We start from the raw sequence: 16,558 nt of genomic DNA, 5'->3' as shown, positions 1-16,558 counted from the left end.
TTCTGGTAGCGCTCAGTAGAGTCCGCGAACGCTATGGACCTGCTCGAATATCAGGGCAAGCAACTTTTCGCCCGACATGGAATCCCGGTCCCCTCCGGGAAGCCCGCCAAGACGGTTGACGAGGCCGTCGCGGCGGCTGATGAAATCGGATATCCCTGCGTCGTCAAGGCGCAAGTGCTGATCGGCGGCCGCGGCAAGGCCGGCGGCGTGAAGATAGCCAAGGACAGAGCGGAGGCGACGCGACACGCCACCGACATCCTTGGCATGGACATCAAGGGCTTCACCGTCCACGAGGTCTGGATCGAGGGCGCCTCGCAGATCGCCGAGGAGTACTACGCCTCGATCGTCTTCGACCGCTCTGCGAAGGCGCCGCTGGTCATGCTGTCGACGAGAGGCGGCATGGACATCGAGGCCGTCGCCGAGGAGGACCCGACGGCGATCGCGAGACTGCACGTCGACCCGCTGCTCGGCTTCCAGGACTTCCACGGCCGCAAGCTGGCGTTCGCCGCCAACATCCCGGCCGACCTCGTCCGGCCCGTCGGCGCGATGCTGACGAAGCTGTACGCCGCCTTCGAGGCCGAGGAGGCGATGCTGATCGAGGTCAACCCGCTGATCGTCACGCCGGAGCGCGACGTCAAGGCGCTCGACGCGAAGGTGACGCTCGACGGCAACTCGCTCTTCCGCCACCCGGAGAACGCCGAGCTGCGCGACCCCTCCGCCGAGGACCCGCAGGAGCAGATGGCGCACGAGCGCGGGCTCACCTACGTGAAGCTCGACGGCGACATCGGCATCCTTGGCAACGGCGCCGGGCTCGTCATGTCGACGCTCGACGTCGTCGCCCAGGCCGGCGGCGCGCCGGCCAACTTCCTCGACGCCGGCGGCGGCTCGAAGGCCGACGCGATCGTCAGCGCGGTCGAGGTGATCCTCTCCAACGAGAAGGTCAGAGCCGTCCTCTTCAACATCTTCGGCGGCATCACGCGCTGCGACGAGGTCGCCAAGGGCCTGATCGAGGCGTTCGACATCGTGAAGCCGGAGGTGCCGTTCGTCGTGCGCCTCGACGGCACCAACGACGTCGAGGGCCGCAAGCTGCTCGCCGACGCGAACCTCCCCAACGTCGCCACCGCGACGACGATGAACGAGGCGGCCGAGAAGGTCGTCGAGCTCGCGAAGACCGGAGTTGCAGCATGAGCGTCCTCGTCGACAGAGAGACCCGCCTCGTCGTCACCGGCATCACCGGGCGCGAAGGCACCTTCCACGCGACCAACAACAAGCGCTACGGGACGCAGGTCGTCGCCGGCGTGACGCCCGGCAAGGGCGGCCAGGAGGTCGAGGGGATCCCGGTCTTCAACACCGTGCAGGAGTCGGTCGACAAGGCCGGCGCCAACACGGCGATGATCTTCGTCCCGCCGCGCTTCGCCGCCGACTCGATCCTCGAGGCGGCCGACGCGGGCGTGAGACTGATCATCGCGATCACCGAGGGGATCCCGGCGCACGACGAGCTGCGCGTCTACACGCAGCTGAGACGCAACCCGGACGTCCGCCTCGTCGGCCCCAACTGCCCCGGCATCCTCTCGCCGGGCAAGGCGAGCGTCGGCATCATCCCGGCGTCGTTCTTCAGACAGGGCAACGTCGGCGTCGTCTCGCGCTCCGGCACGCTGACCTACCAGATCGGCAACGAGCTGGCGCAGCGCGGCTTCGGCAACTCGTCGATCGTCGGCATCGGCGGCGACCCGGTCCCCGGCTCGTCGTTCATCGACATCATCGAGCTGTTCGAGCAGGACCCGGAGACCGAGATCATCGTGATGTCGGGCGAGATCGGCGGCTCGGCCGAGGAGGAGGCCGCCGAGTACATCGCGGCCAACGTCACCAAGCCGGTCGTCGCCTACATCGCCGGCTTCACCGCTCCCCCCGGCAAGACGATGGGCCACGCCGGCGCGATCGTCTCCGGTACCGCCGGCACGGCGAGAGCGAAGCAGGAGGCGCTGGAGGCCAAGGGCGTCCGCGTCGGCCGCACGCCGACCGAGACGGCCGAGATCGCGATGGAGATCTTGGGCGCCAAGTAGCCCACGGTCACGACACGCGCACGTAGCACGGCAGCGCCCCGCATGGGGCGCTGCGTCGTCTACGGCCCTGCGCCCCGGTGCAGGTTTTGCGTACTCTGAGCGGCATGGCCTCCGAACCCGCTCCGATCTCCTTCGCGCGCGGCGCTCCGTCGCTCGACATCATCGACGTCGAGGGGCTGCGCGCCGCGGCCGACGCCGCCTTCGCCGCCGACCCGGCCGGGACGTTCTCGTACGGCACGTCGATCGGGTACAGGCCGCTGCGCGCGTGGATCGCGGAGAAGCACGGCGTGGCGCCGGAGAACGTGATCGTCACGAACGGGTCGATGCAGGCCGACGCCTTCCTGTTCGAGGCGCTCGTCGAGCCCGACGACGTGGTCGTCGTCGAGCGGCCGACCTACGACCGCACGCTGCTGTCGCTGCGCTCGCGCGGCGGCGACCTGCGCCCGGTCGCGCTCCAGCCCGACGGCGTCGACGTCACGGGGATCGAGGCGCTGATCGCCGACGGCGTCAAGCCGCGCCTCGCGCACCTGATCCCCAACTTCCAGAACCCGGCCGGCTACACGCTCTCCCTGGAGAAGCGCAAGGCGCTGGTCGAGCTGGCGAAGGCCAACGGCTTCCTGATCTTCGAGGACGACCCGTACGTCGAGCTGCGCTTCACCGGCGAGACGCTGCCGACGATGCTGTCGCTCGCGAGCGACGACCAGGTCGTCTACGCCTCGTCGTTCTCCAAGACGGTCTGTCCGGGCATCCGCGTCGGCTATCTCGTCGGCCCGGAGAAGCTGATCGCGCGGATCGCGAAGCTGGCGACCAACACCTACATCTCGCCGAACATGGTCGCCCAGTCGATCGTCAACGAGTTCTGCCGCAACGGCTCCTACGCGCGCTCGATCGAGACCGTCAAGGTCGCGCTGAAGGAGCGCGCCGAGGCGCTCGGCGAGGCGCTCGCGGCGCAGCTGCCGGAGGCGAGGTTCGTCGCGCCCGAGGGCGGCTACTTCCTGTGGGTCGAGATGCCCGACGGCTTCGACGCCGACGCGCTCTTCAAGGCGGCCGCCGAGCGCGGCGTCGCGATCGTGAAGGGGACCGACTTCCTGATCGAGGGCGGCGAGAACGCCTTCCGCCTCGCCTACTCGGGCGTCGGCGTCGAGCAGATCCGCGAGGGCGTCGCCCGCCTCGCGGACGCGGCGAAGTCGCTGCCGGTCGGCTGACCTTCCCGGGGCCGCGCGGGTGCGCGGCCCCGAACGCCGGCCTACCGTCCGTAGCGGTCGCCCATCACGAGCTGCTCGGCCGGGATCGCGGTGCGCAGCGGCGGCGACGGGTCGGCTCTGACGGTGACCGTCTCGGCGACGATCCGCGTGATCGTGCGGTCGCCGCCGTCGGCAGCGGCGATCGTGACGTGGTCGTCGTCGGAGGCGGCGACCGTGCCCTCCAGGCCCGGCTCGACCCCGTGGGCCATCAGGTAGTGGAGAACGTCCTCGGCCTCGTTCTCCAGCCGCAGCACGAACACCCTCGCGCCGACCTCGCAGTCGGCGAGCGGGACGCCGGCGGCGCGCTCGCCGACCTTGATCGGGTGGCCGTGGGGGCAGGTCGTCGCGTCGGCGACCGAGGCGCGCACGTACGCCTCGAAGCGCGGCGTCATCGCGTGCTCGAGCCGCTCGGCCTCCTCGTGGACCTCGTCCCACGGGACGCCGACGACGTCGGTCAGGAAGCGCTCGATCAGCCGGTGGCGGCTGGTCACCTCCTCGGCCTGGCGGCGGCCCTCGTCGGTGAACGAGATCGACTTGTCTCTCGCGCGCGTGATGTAGCCGTCGCGCTCGAGGCGGCCGATCATCTCGTGGACGGTCGGCGCCGACAGCTGCATCGCCCGCGCGAGGTTGGCGCCGGTCATCGGCAGGTTGGCCTCGAACAGCCAGAACAGCATCTGGAGGTACTCCTCCTCCGCCACCGTCACGTGCTCGTGCGCCACCTGCGCCGCCTTTCGTCGTCGTCCGCCGGTGCCGGGCCGGCGCCCCGGGGCCGCGCTGACCCGGCCGCTGCTGCCGATGCTAGACGGTCGCGTCGGTAGGCTCCCGCCGATGGAGGTCGGAGCGGACACGCGCGCGCTCGTGACGGGCGCGTCGAGCGGGATCGGGCGGGCGCTGGCACGGCAGCTCGCGGCGCGCGGCGCGCGCGTCGGGCTGGTGTCGCGCTCGCGCGCGGAGCTGGAGGCGCTCGCCGCCGAGCTGCCGGGCGACGGCCACGTCGCGCTGCCGTGCGACGTCGCCGACCGCGCGGCGGTCGAGGCGGCGGTCGCCGCCTTCGCCGAGCGGGCCGGCGGCCTCGACCTCGCCGTCGCCAACGCCGGCGTCGCCTTCTACGGGCCGTTCCGCGAGCTGGCGCCCGAGCGGATCGAGCGGATGACGGCCGTCAACTGGCTCGGGACCGTCTGGACGGCGCGCGCGGCGCTTGAGCCGATGGTCGCCGCCGGCCGCGGCCACCTCGCGATCGTCTCCTCCGGGGCGGCGCAGCGATCGTTCCCGGACGCCGCCGTCTACGGCGCGACGAAGTCGGCGCAGCGCGCCTTCGGCGAGGCGCTCTGGCACGAGCTGGCCGGGACGGGCGTCGGGCTGACGGTCGTCTACCCGGGGGAGATCGCGACGGCGCTCCACGACCACGAGAAGGAGCGGATGCCGGTCTGGTACCGCGGCGGCCCGCGCGCGGCCGACCCCGACGCGCTCGCCGAGGCGGTGCTGGCGGCGATCGGCGACGACCGCCGCGCCGTCGCCTTTCCGCGGATCGTCGGCCTGCTCGGCATCGCCCACGGCCTCTCCCCGCGCCTCGCCGACGCCGTGCTGCGGCGCCTGCGCGGCGCGACCGCGGCGCCGCGGCGGTGAGTCTCAGCGCCGCTGCGCCCAGCGCAGGATCGGGCGCTCGACGAGCAGCCAGCTGATCGCGGCGACCGCCGCGGAGAGCGCCATCACCGCCGCGAACCGCGGCCACATCCCGTCCGGCCAAAGGTCGCGGTTGCGCAGCAGGATGATCGCCGGGAAGTGCCACAGGTAGATCCCGTAGGAGAGCGTGCCGAGCAGCGCGATCGGCGCGCAGGTGAGGAGCCGTGCGCGCAGCGGCGCGGCGACCAGCGCCGCGATCACGAGCGCGAAGCCCAGCGCCGCCGGCACGTCGCGCAGCTCGTGGCGCAGCGGGAGGTGCGGGCGGACGTGCCAGGCGCCGTCGGCGACGACGAGCGCGCAGCCGAGCAGCACGAGCGCGATGCCGACGCGGCGCGACCAGGAGCGGCGGTGGACGACGACGGCGGCCGCCATCCCGAGCGCGAAGTACTGGACGAAGAACGGCAGCGAGCTGGTCGTCGTGCGCGGCCAGTCGCCGAGATGGTCGGCCGTGTTGAGCGCGACGCCGAGCGCGACGAGCAGGCCGCAGCAGGCGAGCTGCACCGCCGTCCCGTGCCGGATGCCGCGCCGGGCGCCGCCGCCGAGCAGGACGGCGACGAGGCAGAGCAGCGGCAGCGCGACGTAGAACGAGGCCTCGATGCCGAGGCTCCACATCGGCGGGTCGATGCCGCCGGCGGCGGAGGCGAACTGGTTCTGCACCATCAGCGCGTAGATCCACAGCTGCTCGGGCTCGCGCGCGAGCGGATGGTCGAGCGCGCGCGTCAGCGCGAAGGCGCCGGCGAGCGCGAACCAGTAGGCCGGCAGGATCCGCGCCGCGCGGCGCAGCGCGTAGGTCGACAGGCGCGGCGACACGCGCCCGTCGAGCGCGGCGGACACCCACGGCCGGTAGAGCAGGAAGCCGGAGAGGACGAAGAAGAGCACGACGCCCAGCCGCGCCTCCCGCGCGATCTGGTCGATGAGCGTCGGGCCCCCTTCGCCCCGGCCGCGACCGCTGTACATCCACACGTGCAGCAGCACGACGCCCGCGGCGGCGATGCCGCGCAGTCCGTCGAGCGCGTTGTATCGCCCCGCTCTGTCGCTCTCCATATCTGACTCGTTGTTCGGAGAACGGAGCCGCGTTGTGACGGGGCGACGGAGATTCGCGGCAGCAGACCAGTCATCACTGTGCTGAGGCTCACTGCGCCGCGGCGCGGCGAGCCTCGAGGTCGGCGAGCTGCCGCTCGGCCAGCGCGACCAGCTCCCTCGTCGCCGGCGAGAGCGGGGCGCCGCGGCGGGTGACGAAGGCGAAGGTCTCGTGCAGCGGCGGGTCGAACGAGACGTGGCCGAGCGCGCTCGGGAGCGCGCGGCGTCGGAGCGAGATCGAGCTCGAGATGACGGCGTCGCCGAAGCCGCGCGCGGCGAGGTCGAGCGCGGCGCCGACCTCCTCGACCTCGATCGCCGGCTCGAGCCGCACGCCGGCCCGCTGCGCGCGGTCGAAGAGCGCGCGGCGGGTCGGGTCCTGCAGGCCCCAGCGGGCGTCGTAGAAGATCAGCGGCCGCTCGGCGAGCCGCTCGATCGGGACCGGCCGCTCGGTCAGCTCCGGCTCGGCGCTGACGTAGACCAGCTCGTCCTCCATCGCCGGACGGACGTCGAGGCCGGCATCGTCGACCGGGAGGACGATCAGCGCCGCCTCGACGCGCCCCTCGCGCACCTCCTCCGCGATCTCGCTGGAGTTGAGGCCGACCAGCCGCAGGCGCACGTCGGGGTGGCGGCGGCGGAAGCTGGCGGCGATGTTGCCGACGAGCCAGTCAGGCGCGTCGCCGAAGGTGCCGAAGGTCGCCGTCCCGCCGCGCAGCTCGCGCACGTCGGCGACCGCGGCGGCGGCGCGGCCGGCCGCCTCGAGCGTCCGCTCGGCCTCGGGGCGCAGCGCGCGCCCGGCCTCCGTCAGCACCAGTCTGCGGCCGGCGCGCACGAACAGCGCGACGCCGAGCTCGGTCTCGAGCCGGCGGATCTGCTCCGACAGCGACGGCTGCGCGAGGTAGAGCGCGTCGGCGGCGGCGCTGAAGGTGCCGTGCTCGATCGCGGCGAGGAAGTACTGGAGCTGCTGCAGCGTCATAGGCAAAACCTTTGGTTACTCAAGTACATCAAGGGTAACGCGATGGCCCCTCGGCCCCTACCGTCGAGGACGTGTCCCCCGCCGCCCCGCAGATCCGCCGCGAGCGCCAAGGCATCGTCCTCTGCCTGCTCGCCGCCGCCTCCTTCGGCGCGATGGGCGTGATGGCGAAGCTCGCCTACGCCGCCGGCGCCAGCGTGCTGACGCTGCTGTCGGTCCGCTTCGCGATCGGCGCCGCGCTGCTGTGGGCGATCGCCGCCCGTCGCGGCGTGGCCCGGATCGGCGCGCCGCGCGCCGCCGCGGCCGCGCTGACGATGGGGCTGCTGCTCTACAGCCTCGAGTCGGGCCTGTACGCGACAGCGCTGACGCGGATCGACGCGTCACTCGCCGAGCTGCTGATCTACGCCTATCCGGCGATCGTCGTCGTCGCCGCGATCGCGCTGCGGCGCGAGCCGCCGTCGCGCCGTCGGCTCGGCGCCGTCGCGATCGCGACGAGCGGGGTCGTGCTCGTGCTGCTCGGCGGCTCGATCGGCGCGGTCGACCCGCTCGGCGCCGGGCTCGCGCTCGCCGCCGCCGTCCTCTACGCCGCCTACGTGCTCAGCACCCACGAGATCGGCGCCCGCCTCCATCCGCTGCAGCTGGTCGCGCTCGTCTGCACCGGCGCCGCGATCTCGTTCACCGTCTTCGGCGGCGCGACCGGCGAGCTGCGGATCGACGCCCTCCACGCCGAGGCATGGCTGTGGATCGGGGCGATCGCCGTCGTGTCGACCGCGATCGGCATGACCGCCTTCACCGCGGGCGTCGAGCGGCTCGGACCGAGCCGGGCGTCGATCATGTCGGCGCTCGACCCGTTCGTCGCCGTCGTCGCGGCCGCGATCGTCTTCGGCGACCGCCTTGGGCCGGTCCAGCTGCTCGGCGGCCTGCTGATCGTCTCCGCCGTCGTCGTGCTGCAGGTGCCCGGCGTGAGAGCGCTGCGGCTGCGCGCCCGCGCGCGGGTCGATCTCGCCGAGCCGGTAGGCTCGCACGAGCGTGACCCTGCCGCTCAACCCGCCCCTCAGCCCGCAGCTGGCTCGCTCGCGGTCGTCGCTCCCGAGCGGCGATAGCTGGGCGTTCGAGCCGAAGTTCGACGGCTTCCGCGCGATCGTCTTCGTCGACGGCGAGGAGGTCCGCATCCAGTCGCGCGGCGGCAGACCGCTGGAGCGCTACTTCCCCGAGCTGCGCTTCGCGCCGGGCCGCTACGTCGTCGACGGCGAGATCGTGATCGAGGACGAGCACGGCGTGCAGATGTTCGACACGCTCTCGCAGCGGATCCATCCGGCCGCGTCGCGGATCGAGCTGCTGTCGGTCGAGACGCCGGCCCGCTTCGTCGCGTTCGACCTGCTGGCCGAGGGCGACCGCACGCTGCTGGAGCTGCCGTTCGGGGAGCGGCGCGCGGCGCTCGACGCGCTCGACGCCCCCGGGCTGGAGCGGACCCCGCTGGTGCGCACGTCGGAGGAGGCGGCGCAGTGGCTGAAGGGGACCTCCGAGGGGGTCGTCGCGAAGGAGTGGGACGCGCCCTACCGGCCCGGCGAGCGCAAGGGGATGGCGAAGATCAAGCGCGTCCGCACGCTCGACTGCGTGATCGTCGGCTGGCGTCCGGGCAAGGAGCCCGCGACGGTCGGCTCGCTGATCCTTGGCCTCTACGACGACGACGGCGAGCTGCACGTCGTCGGCCACACCTCGTCGCTGAGAGCGGCGGAGAGACGGGAGCTGGTCGGCAGACTGGCGCCGTACGGGTCGGGCGAGTCCGGCTCGGCCGACCCCAGCCGCTGGCGCAGCGACAAGGAGCTGGAGTGGGTCGGCCTGCGGCCCGAGCTGGTCGTCGAGGTCTCCTGCGACCACATCAGCGGCCGCCGCATACGCCACGGCGCGAAGCTGAGACGGTGGCGCGACGACAAGCCGCCGCGCGACTGCCGCATCGAGCAGCTGTTCGAGTAGGGCTTCGCGCCCCTCACTCCTCCCTGCCAAGGAGGCCGCGCGTCGCCGCCCAGTGGCTCAGCTCGTGGCGGGAGGAGAGCTGGAGCTTGCGCAGCACCGAGCCGACGTGCGTCTCGACCGTCCGCGGGCTGATGCCCAGCCGTTGGGCGATCCGCTTGTACGGGTAGCCGCGCGCGAGGTGGTGGAGCACCTCGCGCTCGCGGGGCGTCAGCTGGTCGAGCTCGTCGTCGGCCCGCTCCTCCGGCGCGCTGAACGCCTGCAGCACGAAGGCGGCCAGCCGCGGGCTGAGGTACGGCTCGCCGTCGCGGACGCGCGCGATCGCGTCGAGCAGCGCCGGCGTCTCGATCGTCTTCGTGACATAGCCGCGGGCGCCGGCGCGCACCATCGGGACGACGTCCTCGGCCGCGTCGGAGACCGACAGCGCGAGGAAGGCCGGCGCGTCGGCCCGGCCGCGGAACGCCTCCAGCACGGCGAGCCCGCCGCCGTCGGGGAGATGGACGTCGAGCAGCACCACGTCGGGCGCGGCGGCCGCGATCACGGCGATCGCCTCCGCCGGCGCCGCCGCCTCGCCGACGACCTCGCACGCCGCGGCCAGCTCGGCGCGGACGCCGGCGCGGAAGAGCTGGTGGTCGTCGACGATCACGACGGTCGGGCGCCTCGCGCCCGACGGCCGCCGTCCGCTGTCGCCGGTCATGCGCTTGCGCTCCTGTCGATCGCGTCGCCGAGGCGCAGCGCGACCTCGGTCCCCGCTCCCGGCGACGAGTCGATCGCCGCCTCCCCGCCGACCCCGGCCATGCGGCCGACGATCGCGTCCCGCACGCCGCGCCGCTCGGACGGGATCCGCGCGGGGTCGAAGCCGCCGCCCTCGTCGCGCACCCACACGGCGGCGCCGTCGCGCGACAGCTCCGCGAAGACGACGATCGCGCTGCCCGGCGCGTGGCGGGCGGCGTTGCGCAGCGCCTCCCGGGCGGCGGCGACCAGCGCCCGCCCCGCCTCGTCGAGCGCGCGGTCGCCGAGCACGGTCGCCTCGATCTCGACCTCCTCGTGGCGCTCGACCTCGTCGACGGTCGCGTGCAGCGCGCCGCCGAGCGTCGCGGCGTCGAGCTCGGCCTCGCCGGCCATCCACGCCCGCAGCGCCCGCTCCTGGCCGCGCGCCAGCCGCGCGACCGCCGCCGGGTCCGACGCCTGCCGCTGGACGAGCGCGAGCGTCTGCAGGACCGAGTCGTGCAGGTGAGCGGCGACCCGCAGCCGCTCGTCCTCGCGCGCCTGCGCGAGCCGGTCGCGGTCGCCGCGCGCGGCCGCGCCGACCAGCAGCGGGACGAGCACCAGCACGAGCGCGCCGAGGCCGATCAGCGCGATCAGCAGCGCCGTCCAGGCGACGCCTGAGCCCGACAGCCGCGGCCCGGCGGTGCCGATCCCGACGAGCGCCGACCAGCCGATCAGCAGCGCCCCGGCGCCGGCCTGCCACGGCAGCGAGCGAACCCGCTCTACCGCCGTCAGCCGCTGCCACGGCGTCCGCGCCGCGCGACGGCCCGCGTTCGCGGTCCGCTGGCGCAGCTCGCTGCCGATCAGCACGACCCCGGCGGCGGCGCCGAGCGCCGCCATCGCCAGCAGCAGCACGGCGCGGCGGCCGTCGAGACCGGCGACGACGAGCAGCGCGAGCGCGAGCGCCGCGACCGGCAGCGCGAGCAGGAGCGACCGGCCCGCGTCCCCGCGCAGGTGCCGCACCGCCCGCGGGACGAGCACGAGCGCGACGACCGGCAGCGTGCCGGCCGCGACGGCGACCGCGGCGACCCGCGGCCCGCGGTCGTGGGCGACGAGCGCGAGCGCGAGCGCGGCGAGCAGCGCCAGTCCGGTGACGGCCGTCGCGCGCCAGGCGGGATCGCCGAGGCGGGCGCTCATCGCGTCTCCTCCCGCGGAGTCGGGCGCGGCGCCGGAGCGGCCGGCCGGGTCTGCCGCGGCGGACGGGCTCGCGGCCGCGTCCAGCGCGGTCTCACGCGCAGTCGCTCCGCCTGCGCCCGCTGCGCTGCGCGCCGTCTGCGCTCCAGGCGCTCGCGCCGTCTCGCGCCCGGCGCGCAGGCGCCGCGCAGGTGCCGCTCCAGCTGCGCCTCGCCGGCGGGGCCGTAGTAGACGGAGCCGTACGGCCACTCCGGCTGGTACAGCGGGCCGACGGCGGTCGGGTAGTCGCGCACGAACAGGTCGCCGCCGAAGCTGCGGAAGTCGATCTGCAGCGTCGGCGCGTGCGGGTCGTCGCTGCGCCGCGACCAGGCCCCGCCGTCCTGCCGCAGCGGCTCGCCGTAGGCGACCACCTGCGACTCGCCGGATGCGCTGATCCGCTGCGCGAGCGAGCGGACCGCGGGCCAGCCGCCGAGCGTCGAGCCGTAGCGCAGCTCGACGTCGAAGCAGCGGTCGTCCGGGAGCGCGACCACCGTGCGCCCGAAGCCGGTCTCGATCGGCAGCGACACGGTCGCGTCGCGCGGCGCCCGCAGCCCGCGCAGGTCGACCAGCAGCTCGCCGAGCCCGGCGCGATAGCCGGCGCCGGGAATCTCCGCGGGAGTCCGCGGCGCCGCGACCTGCAGGCCCGCCTGCGCCGCGACGCGCACGCCGCTCGCCGCGACGACGACCGCCGGCAGCGCCGCCGCGACCAGCGGGAGCAGCGCCCACGCCGGGCGCGTCGCCGGCAGCAGCACCAGCGCGCCGGCGAGGAAGGCGCCGAGCGCGACCGCGACCGCCCAGCCGAAGCCGAACAGCGTCGCGGCGGCGGAGAGCGCGGCGAGCGTCGCCAGCCCGGCGAGCACGGCGACGAGCACCGCGACGGAGACGACGCCGCGCAGCAGCGACGGCCGGTCGTCCTCGGCGTCGCTCGGCAGCACCAGCCAGCAGGCGGCGTAGACGAGCAGGCCGAGCCCGGCGAACAGCGCGGCGACGGCGAACAGCGCGCGCAGCTGCGCGACGGGCGTCGCCCAGCGGTTGGCCATGCCGCGACAGACGCCGCCGAGCCACCGGCCTTCGTGGGCGCGGCGCAGCGGTTGGGGCAGCGGCGCGCCTCGGTGGGACGGGCCAGCGGTCACTGCCACCATTGTGCAGGTCGGCGCGCGGCCGCCGCCATCCGGGAATGCACGGTCGCGCCTCCGTGATCTCCCGGAGGCGCGACCGCGCTCACCGCAGCCGCTTCAGCCCGTAGCGCAGCAGCCGGATCGTCGCCTCGTCGCGATCGGCCTCGCTGCGCGCGCCGAGCACGACCGAGACGACCGCCCGCCGGCCGCGCGTCGCCGAGCCGACGAGCACGTACCCGGCGGCCTCGGTGTGGCCGGTCTTGACGCCGTCGACGGCGAGCGACCCGCCGAGCAGCCGGTTGGTGTTGTGCAGCGTGCGCCGCCAGGCGCCGCTCTCCAGCGTCGCCCGCGGTGCGGCGACGGTCGCGCGGAAGAAGCCGTGGCGGCGCAGCGCGCGGGTGACGGTGACGAGGTCGGCGGCGCTGGAGCGGGTCCCGTGGTCGAGGCCGATCGGGTTGCCGTAGCTGGTGTCGTGCATCCCCAGCTCTCGCGCGCGCTCGTTCATCAGCGCGACGAACGCCGGTTGGGAGCCGGCGACGGCATGGGCGAGCGCGACGGCCGCGTCGTTGCCGCTGGCCATCAGCAGGCCGCGGAGCAGGTCGGCGACCGCGATCCGCTCGCCGTTGCCGAGCCCCATCGTCGACTCGCTGCCGTCGCCGACGTAGCCCGGCGCGGTCACGACCGCGTCGAGCGGCAGGCGCTCGAGCGCGATCAGCGCGGTCATCAGCTTCGCGGTGCTGGCGATCAGCACGCCGCGGTGGGGCTGGTCGGCGTACAGCACCTCGCCGGTCTCGGCGTCGGCGACGATCGCGGCGGTGTGCGGCGGCAGCCCCGGCGGCGGCGCCGCCGAGCGGCCGCCGCCGCGGTCGAGGTCGGCAGCCGAGCCGGTCAGGGCGCCGTCGAGCGCGACGGCGGCGAGCACGACGACGACGGCCGCCGCCAGCAGGCGCAGTCTTCTCATCTCTGGGCTCCGATCGACGGAGGGAGGGCGGTGACGCCGGCGATTGTGCGGCGGCCGACCGGTCCTCACAAGACGGAATCACCCGCAGGGCGGCTCCGGGAGCCGCCGGATGCCCAGCGACCCGCCGCGGCCGGCGCGCACCGGCCCGCCCGCCGCCGCGGCACTAGGATGCGCGGCGATGCCGGCCCCGCTCCTCGTCGCCCCCGCCCCGTTCAAGGGCACGCTGCGCGCGACCGAGGTCGCGGCCGCGCTCGCGCGCGGGCTCGAACGCGAGGGCTGGGAGGTCGATCGCTGCCCGCTCGCCGACGGCGGCCTCGGCACGCTCGAGGTGCTGCTGCCCGCGCTCGGCGGCGAGACCGCCGCGGTCGAGGTCGGCGGCAGAGCGGTCGGGATCGGCCTGATCGAGGACGGCGGCACGGCGATCGTCGAGCTCTGCTCGGTGCTCGGGTGCTCGCGTGACGCCGCGGACGGGGCGCCGCGGTCGAGCGCGCCGGCCGGCGAGCTGCTGCTGGCGGCCGCCGAGACCGGCGCCAAGGTGCTGATCGTCGGCGCCGGGGACGTCGCCGCCGGCGACGGCGGCGAGGGGGCGGTCGAGGCGATCGCCTCCGGCGGCGGCATCGAGCAGCCGCTCGTCGTCCTCTGCGACGTGCGCACGCCGGCCGGCGGGATCGCGTGGGGCGCCAGCGGCGGCGGGATCGCGGCCGCGCTGGCGAGGGCGTGCGACGCGCGGCTGGAATCGGGCGCGGCGTTCGTGCTGGAGCAGCTCGGCGCCGACGCGCGGATGCGGGCGGCGCGGGCGGTGATCGTCGGCGAGGGGCTGCTCGACCTGCGGACGCTCGCCGGCAAGGCGCCCGGCGAGCTGGCGACGCGGGCGCGCCAGAGCGGCGTCCCATGCTTCGCCGTCGTCGGCAGCCGCACGCTCGACGCCTTCGGCGGCCGGATCCTCGACCTGCAGGCGGTGCTGGAGGCGTCGACGGCCGAGCAGCTGGAGCTGGCCGGACGGCAGCTGGCAACCATCGTCTGAGCCCGCCGTCAGGCGTTACGCTGCGCCCGATGCGGCTCTTCCGGCGCAGGCCCACCCGCGAGCGCGCGCATGCCGCCGCGCTCGCGGCGCGCGGCGTCGCCGGCCGCGCGACCGTCGTCGCGCTGCGCGAGACCGGCGCCACCCGCGCCGGAGAGGCGCGCGAGGTCGAGCTGACGCTCGACGTCGCCGTGCCCGGCGGCCCGCCCGTGCGCGTCGTCCACCGCCAGTTCATGAACCGCTTCACGCGCCACGGCCTGGCGCCCGGCGAGCCGGCGCGGGTCCTCTACGACCGCGACGACCCGCGGACGCTGATGGTCAGCGGCCATCCGTGCTTCCGCAGCGAGGTCGTCGACGGGGAGATCGTCGTCGTCGACGCGCGCGACCTCGACGCGCCGCGACGGTGAGCGCGCCGGGACGGCGCACGATCGCTCTCAGCGGTGCTCCGAAGGCGCTGCGGGCGCCGCCGGACCGCTACGCTCGCCCGCGACGTGCCTCCGCTGCCGCGCCCACAGATCCCCGTCCCGCCGCCGCTGCGGCGGGCGGTCGTCGTCGGCGCCGGCTCGTTCGGGACGGCCGTCGCCGTGCTGCTGGCGCGCGGCGGGCTGCGCACGACGCTGCAGACGCGGACGGTCGAGCAGGCGCGTCAGCTGACCGAGGGGCGTGAGAACCGCGTCTACCTGCCCGGGGTCGAGCTGCCGAAGGAGCTGCGGATAGAGCCGGCGTCGGCCGGGCTGGCGCGCGCCGAGTTCGTCTTCCTCGCCGTCCCCTCCGCGCGCGTCGAGCAGGTGATCGCGGGGTTGGAGTCGGCCGGCCTGAGCCGCCGCGCCTCGCTCGTGTCGCTGTCGAAGGGGCTCGTACCGCCGGCCGGCACGGCCCCGACCGTGCTGCTGCGCTCGCGCTTCGGCGCCGAGCGGGTCGCCTGCGTCGGCGGGCCGGCGCACGCGCAGGAGATGGTGCGCGAGGGTGCCGGGCTCGTCGCCGCCGCGACCGACGAGGAGCTGGCGAGACTGATCGCCAGCGTCTTCATACGGGCCGGCGTCGTCTGCGAGCAGTCCGACGACCCGGTCGGGGTCGAGCTGGCCGGCGCCGCCAAGAACGCCGCCGCGCTCGCCGCCGGCGCGACCGAGGCGCAGGGCCTGAACGCCGCGGGCGCCGCCGCCGGGCACATCTTCGCCGAGGTGTGGCGGTTCGCCGAGCGCCAGGGCGCGCGGCCGGAGTCGATGATCGGCTTGGCCGGCACCGGCGACCTCGTCGCGACCGCGCTGGCGCCGCAGAGCCGCAACCGCCGCGCGGGCGAGCTGCTCGCCGAGGGCGTCCCCGCCGGCGAGATCCCCGAGCGGATCGGCCAGGCGGTCGAGGCGCTCGAGTCGGTCCCGCTGCTGGCCAGAGCGCTCGCCGACGCCGGCGTCGAGGCGCCGGTCACCGACGCGCTCAGCCGCCTGATCCGCGGCCAGCTGCCGCTGCCCGACTGGGTCGCGCTCGTGCGCGCGACGGTGCCGCAGCCGGCCCGGCGGCGGGTCTCCAGAGCGGTGCCGAGAGGCCTCCTCTCGCGCGCAGGCAGCCGCATCCGCGGCTGGTTCGGCGCCGACGCCCCCAGCGAGCGCGAGCGGCCGGCGTAGCGGATCGCCGCCGGCCCCGCGGCTCGGTTCGGCTCAGCGCCGCTCGGCGAGCGTGGTGACGACCGCCTCGTAGACGCCCTCGCCGTGGGCGCCCTCGGCGACGCGGACGTTCGGCCTGCCCGCGATCGCCTCGCGCAGCGTCGGGTCCTTCTCGAGCGCGTTGGCGACGAACCAGAACGTCCCGACCGCGACGGCGGCGCCGAGGTCCTCGCGCGAGTCGCCGACGGCGATGCACTCGTCGGGGCGGTAGCCGCGGATCTGCATGTGGCGCGCGACCGCGCCGGCCTTCGACGCCGCTCTCGGGACGAGGTGGTAGGCGCGCACCTGCGGCAGCGCGGCGAGCGCGGCGCTGCGCGAGTGGACGGTGCCGTTGTCGACGAGGCGCAGCTCGTCGTGGCCGTGCTCGGTCAGGAGCGCGGCGACCTCCTCGGCGTCGACGAGGCCGCGGAAGAGATGCGAGACCTCGCGGTTGACGTGCCACGGCGCGTGGTACTCGAGCTGTCTCGGGAAGCGCTCCAGCAGCAGCGCCGGGGCGCCGCTCGCCTCGATCTGCGCGTGGATCGTCTGCTCGGCGGTCGGCTCCAGGCCGCCGGTCAGCCACTCCAGCTCGCCGTCGACGACCAGCCCCGCGCCGGCCTCGAAGATGTAGGCGGTCTGGCCGATCAGGCGCGCGTCCTCTCTCACCTGCGTCTCCCGGCGGCCGGTGTAGATCACGACCTCGACCTCGGCGCGGTGACAGGCCTCCAGCGCGCGCACGCCGGCGTTCGAGAAGGAGCCGTCGGCACCGCGCAGGAGCGACGCGCCGGGGCCGAGCAGGGTTCCGTCGAGGTCGACGTAGAGGCAGCGGAGGGGCATCGCTCCAGTGTGACGGCTCGGCACGG

Annotated in this window: 17 protein-coding genes; 9 read left to right on the top strand and 8 right to left on the bottom strand. The window is 75.0% G+C overall.

Features of this window, described 5'->3' with window-relative positions:
* The first annotated feature begins 33 nt into the window (after nucleotides 1-33).
* The 3 genes from sucC (at nucleotide 34) to BDZ31_RS05180 (ending at nucleotide 3,268) form a co-directional block, all read left to right on the top strand.
* Nucleotides 34-1,188: an ADP-forming succinate--CoA ligase subunit beta gene (sucC, locus tag BDZ31_RS05190; RefSeq protein WP_183339656.1), complete on the top strand. Its 1,155-nt coding sequence runs from the start codon at nucleotides 34-36 to the stop codon at nucleotides 1,186-1,188.
* The gene (gene sucD / locus BDZ31_RS05185; RefSeq protein WP_183339655.1) at nucleotides 1,185-2,063 is read left to right on the top strand and encodes a succinate--CoA ligase subunit alpha; all 879 of its coding nucleotides are present in this window, start codon (nucleotides 1,185-1,187) and stop codon (nucleotides 2,061-2,063) included. Before sucC ends, sucD begins: the two co-directional genes overlap by 4 nt.
* 104 nt (nucleotides 2,064-2,167) lie before the next feature.
* A complete protein-coding gene (locus tag BDZ31_RS05180; RefSeq protein ID WP_183339653.1) occupies nucleotides 2,168-3,268 on the top strand; it encodes an aminotransferase-like domain-containing protein in 1,101 nt (366 codons plus the stop codon).
* A 41-nt stretch (nucleotides 3,269-3,309) separates the two neighbouring features.
* Here BDZ31_RS05180 and BDZ31_RS05175 read toward each other — a convergent pair whose 3' ends face one another.
* Complete coding sequence (locus BDZ31_RS05175) at nucleotides 3,310-4,026, bottom strand: iron dependent repressor, metal binding and dimerization domain protein (protein ID WP_183339651.1); 717 nt, start codon at nucleotides 4,024-4,026, stop codon at nucleotides 3,310-3,312.
* 109 nt (nucleotides 4,027-4,135) lie between these two features.
* Here BDZ31_RS05175 and BDZ31_RS05170 point away from each other — a divergent pair, with 109 nt between their 5' ends.
* Complete coding sequence (locus BDZ31_RS05170) at nucleotides 4,136-4,933, top strand: SDR family NAD(P)-dependent oxidoreductase (protein ID WP_183339649.1); 798 nt, start codon at nucleotides 4,136-4,138, stop codon at nucleotides 4,931-4,933.
* A 3-nt stretch (nucleotides 4,934-4,936) separates the two neighbouring features.
* Here BDZ31_RS05170 and BDZ31_RS05165 read toward each other — a convergent pair whose 3' ends face one another.
* Nucleotides 4,937-6,034, bottom strand: a complete 1,098-nt coding sequence (locus BDZ31_RS05165) for an acyltransferase family protein (RefSeq protein ID WP_183339647.1) — start codon at nucleotides 6,032-6,034, stop codon at nucleotides 4,937-4,939.
* An 88-nt stretch (nucleotides 6,035-6,122) separates the two neighbouring features.
* Nucleotides 6,123-7,043, bottom strand: a complete 921-nt coding sequence (locus BDZ31_RS05160) for a LysR family transcriptional regulator (RefSeq protein WP_183339645.1) — start codon at nucleotides 7,041-7,043, stop codon at nucleotides 6,123-6,125.
* Between the two features lie 71 nt (nucleotides 7,044-7,114).
* Between BDZ31_RS05160 and BDZ31_RS25825 the strand changes: the two genes are divergently transcribed.
* Both BDZ31_RS25825 and BDZ31_RS05150 read left to right on the top strand, forming a co-directional pair.
* Nucleotides 7,115-8,143, top strand: a complete 1,029-nt coding sequence (locus BDZ31_RS25825; RefSeq protein ID WP_183339643.1) for an EamA family transporter — start codon at nucleotides 7,115-7,117, stop codon at nucleotides 8,141-8,143.
* On the top strand, nucleotides 8,070-9,017 hold the full coding sequence (locus tag BDZ31_RS05150) for an ATP-dependent DNA ligase (RefSeq protein ID WP_183339641.1): 948 nt from the start codon (nucleotides 8,070-8,072) through the stop codon (nucleotides 9,015-9,017). The genes BDZ31_RS25825 and BDZ31_RS05150 overlap by 74 nt, the downstream gene beginning before the upstream one ends.
* A gap of 13 nt (nucleotides 9,018-9,030) precedes the next feature.
* Here the strand turns inward: BDZ31_RS05150 and BDZ31_RS05145 are convergent, their stop codons facing one another.
* From BDZ31_RS05145 to BDZ31_RS05130, 4 genes are all read right to left on the bottom strand, one after another.
* Nucleotides 9,031-9,711, bottom strand: coding sequence for a response regulator (locus BDZ31_RS05145; protein ID WP_183339639.1), 681 nt, complete (start codon nucleotides 9,709-9,711; stop codon nucleotides 9,031-9,033).
* Nucleotides 9,708-10,919: a sensor histidine kinase gene (locus BDZ31_RS05140; RefSeq protein ID WP_183339637.1), complete on the bottom strand. Its 1,212-nt coding sequence runs from the start codon at nucleotides 10,917-10,919 to the stop codon at nucleotides 9,708-9,710. The genes BDZ31_RS05145 and BDZ31_RS05140 overlap by 4 nt, the downstream gene beginning before the upstream one ends.
* Nucleotides 10,916-12,097, bottom strand: coding sequence for a PspC domain-containing protein (locus BDZ31_RS05135; RefSeq protein ID WP_281381467.1), 1,182 nt, complete (start codon nucleotides 12,095-12,097; stop codon nucleotides 10,916-10,918). The genes BDZ31_RS05140 and BDZ31_RS05135 overlap by 4 nt, the downstream gene beginning before the upstream one ends.
* Before the next feature lie 79 nt (nucleotides 12,098-12,176).
* Nucleotides 12,177-13,034: a D-alanyl-D-alanine carboxypeptidase family protein gene (locus BDZ31_RS05130; RefSeq protein WP_183339633.1), complete on the bottom strand. Its 858-nt coding sequence runs from the start codon at nucleotides 13,032-13,034 to the stop codon at nucleotides 12,177-12,179.
* A gap of 178 nt (nucleotides 13,035-13,212) precedes the next feature.
* On the opposite strand from BDZ31_RS05130, the gene BDZ31_RS05125 reads away from it, so the two are divergent.
* From BDZ31_RS05125 to BDZ31_RS05115, 3 genes are all read left to right on the top strand, one after another.
* Nucleotides 13,213-14,058 carry a glycerate kinase gene (locus tag BDZ31_RS05125; RefSeq protein ID WP_183339631.1) on the top strand — a complete coding sequence of 282 codons (846 nt, stop codon included), beginning with the start codon at nucleotides 13,213-13,215 and terminating at the stop codon, nucleotides 14,056-14,058.
* A 29-nt stretch (nucleotides 14,059-14,087) separates the two neighbouring features.
* Nucleotides 14,088-14,462, top strand: a complete 375-nt coding sequence (locus BDZ31_RS05120; RefSeq protein WP_183339629.1) for a hypothetical protein — start codon at nucleotides 14,088-14,090, stop codon at nucleotides 14,460-14,462.
* 84 nt (nucleotides 14,463-14,546) lie between these two features.
* On the top strand, nucleotides 14,547-15,677 hold the full coding sequence (locus tag BDZ31_RS05115; RefSeq protein ID WP_343075522.1) for an NAD(P)H-dependent glycerol-3-phosphate dehydrogenase: 1,131 nt from the start codon (nucleotides 14,547-14,549) through the stop codon (nucleotides 15,675-15,677).
* Between the two features lie 33 nt (nucleotides 15,678-15,710).
* Here the strand turns inward: BDZ31_RS05115 and BDZ31_RS05110 are convergent, their stop codons facing one another.
* On the bottom strand, nucleotides 15,711-16,532 hold the full coding sequence (locus BDZ31_RS05110) for an HAD family hydrolase (RefSeq protein ID WP_183339627.1): 822 nt from the start codon (nucleotides 16,530-16,532) through the stop codon (nucleotides 15,711-15,713).
* Nucleotides 16,533-16,558 lie beyond the last annotated feature (26 nt).

Origin of the sequence: Conexibacter arvalis (assembly GCF_014199525.1) — a bacterium.
GTDB classification, from domain to species: Bacteria; Actinomycetota; Thermoleophilia; order Solirubrobacterales; family Solirubrobacteraceae; genus Conexibacter; species Conexibacter arvalis.
This window is presented reverse-complemented; position numbering and strand designations above follow the sequence as displayed.

What these genes read in the sequence shown, in the direction of transcription:
- BDZ31_RS05140 (WP_183339637.1), bottom strand. Translation starts at nt 10,919, where the DNA reads ATGAGCGCCCGCCTCGGCGATCCCGCCTGGCGCGCGACGGCCGTCACC.
- BDZ31_RS05160 (WP_183339645.1), bottom strand. Translation starts at nt 7,043, where the DNA reads ATGACGCTGCAGCAGCTCCAGTACTTCCTCGCCGCGATCGAGCACGGC.
- BDZ31_RS05180 (WP_183339653.1), top strand. Translation starts at nt 2,168, where the DNA reads ATGGCCTCCGAACCCGCTCCGATCTCCTTCGCGCGCGGCGCTCCGTCG.
- BDZ31_RS05110 (WP_183339627.1), bottom strand. Translation starts at nt 16,532, where the DNA reads ATGCCCCTCCGCTGCCTCTACGTCGACCTCGACGGAACCCTGCTCGGC.
- BDZ31_RS05145 (WP_183339639.1), bottom strand. Translation starts at nt 9,711, where the DNA reads ATGACCGGCGACAGCGGACGGCGGCCGTCGGGCGCGAGGCGCCCGACC.
- BDZ31_RS05135 (WP_281381467.1), bottom strand. Translation starts at nt 12,097, where the DNA reads ATGGTGGCAGTGACCGCTGGCCCGTCCCACCGAGGCGCGCCGCTGCCC.
- BDZ31_RS05125 (WP_183339631.1), top strand. Translation starts at nt 13,213, where the DNA reads ATGCCGGCCCCGCTCCTCGTCGCCCCCGCCCCGTTCAAGGGCACGCTG.
- sucC (WP_183339656.1), top strand. Translation starts at nt 34, where the DNA reads ATGGACCTGCTCGAATATCAGGGCAAGCAACTTTTCGCCCGACATGGA.
- BDZ31_RS05120 (WP_183339629.1), top strand. Translation starts at nt 14,088, where the DNA reads ATGCGGCTCTTCCGGCGCAGGCCCACCCGCGAGCGCGCGCATGCCGCC.
- BDZ31_RS05170 (WP_183339649.1), top strand. Translation starts at nt 4,136, where the DNA reads ATGGAGGTCGGAGCGGACACGCGCGCGCTCGTGACGGGCGCGTCGAGC.
- BDZ31_RS05165 (WP_183339647.1), bottom strand. Translation starts at nt 6,034, where the DNA reads ATGGAGAGCGACAGAGCGGGGCGATACAACGCGCTCGACGGACTGCGC.
- sucD (WP_183339655.1), top strand. Translation starts at nt 1,185, where the DNA reads ATGAGCGTCCTCGTCGACAGAGAGACCCGCCTCGTCGTCACCGGCATC.
- BDZ31_RS05130 (WP_183339633.1), bottom strand. Translation starts at nt 13,034, where the DNA reads ATGAGAAGACTGCGCCTGCTGGCGGCGGCCGTCGTCGTCGTGCTCGCC.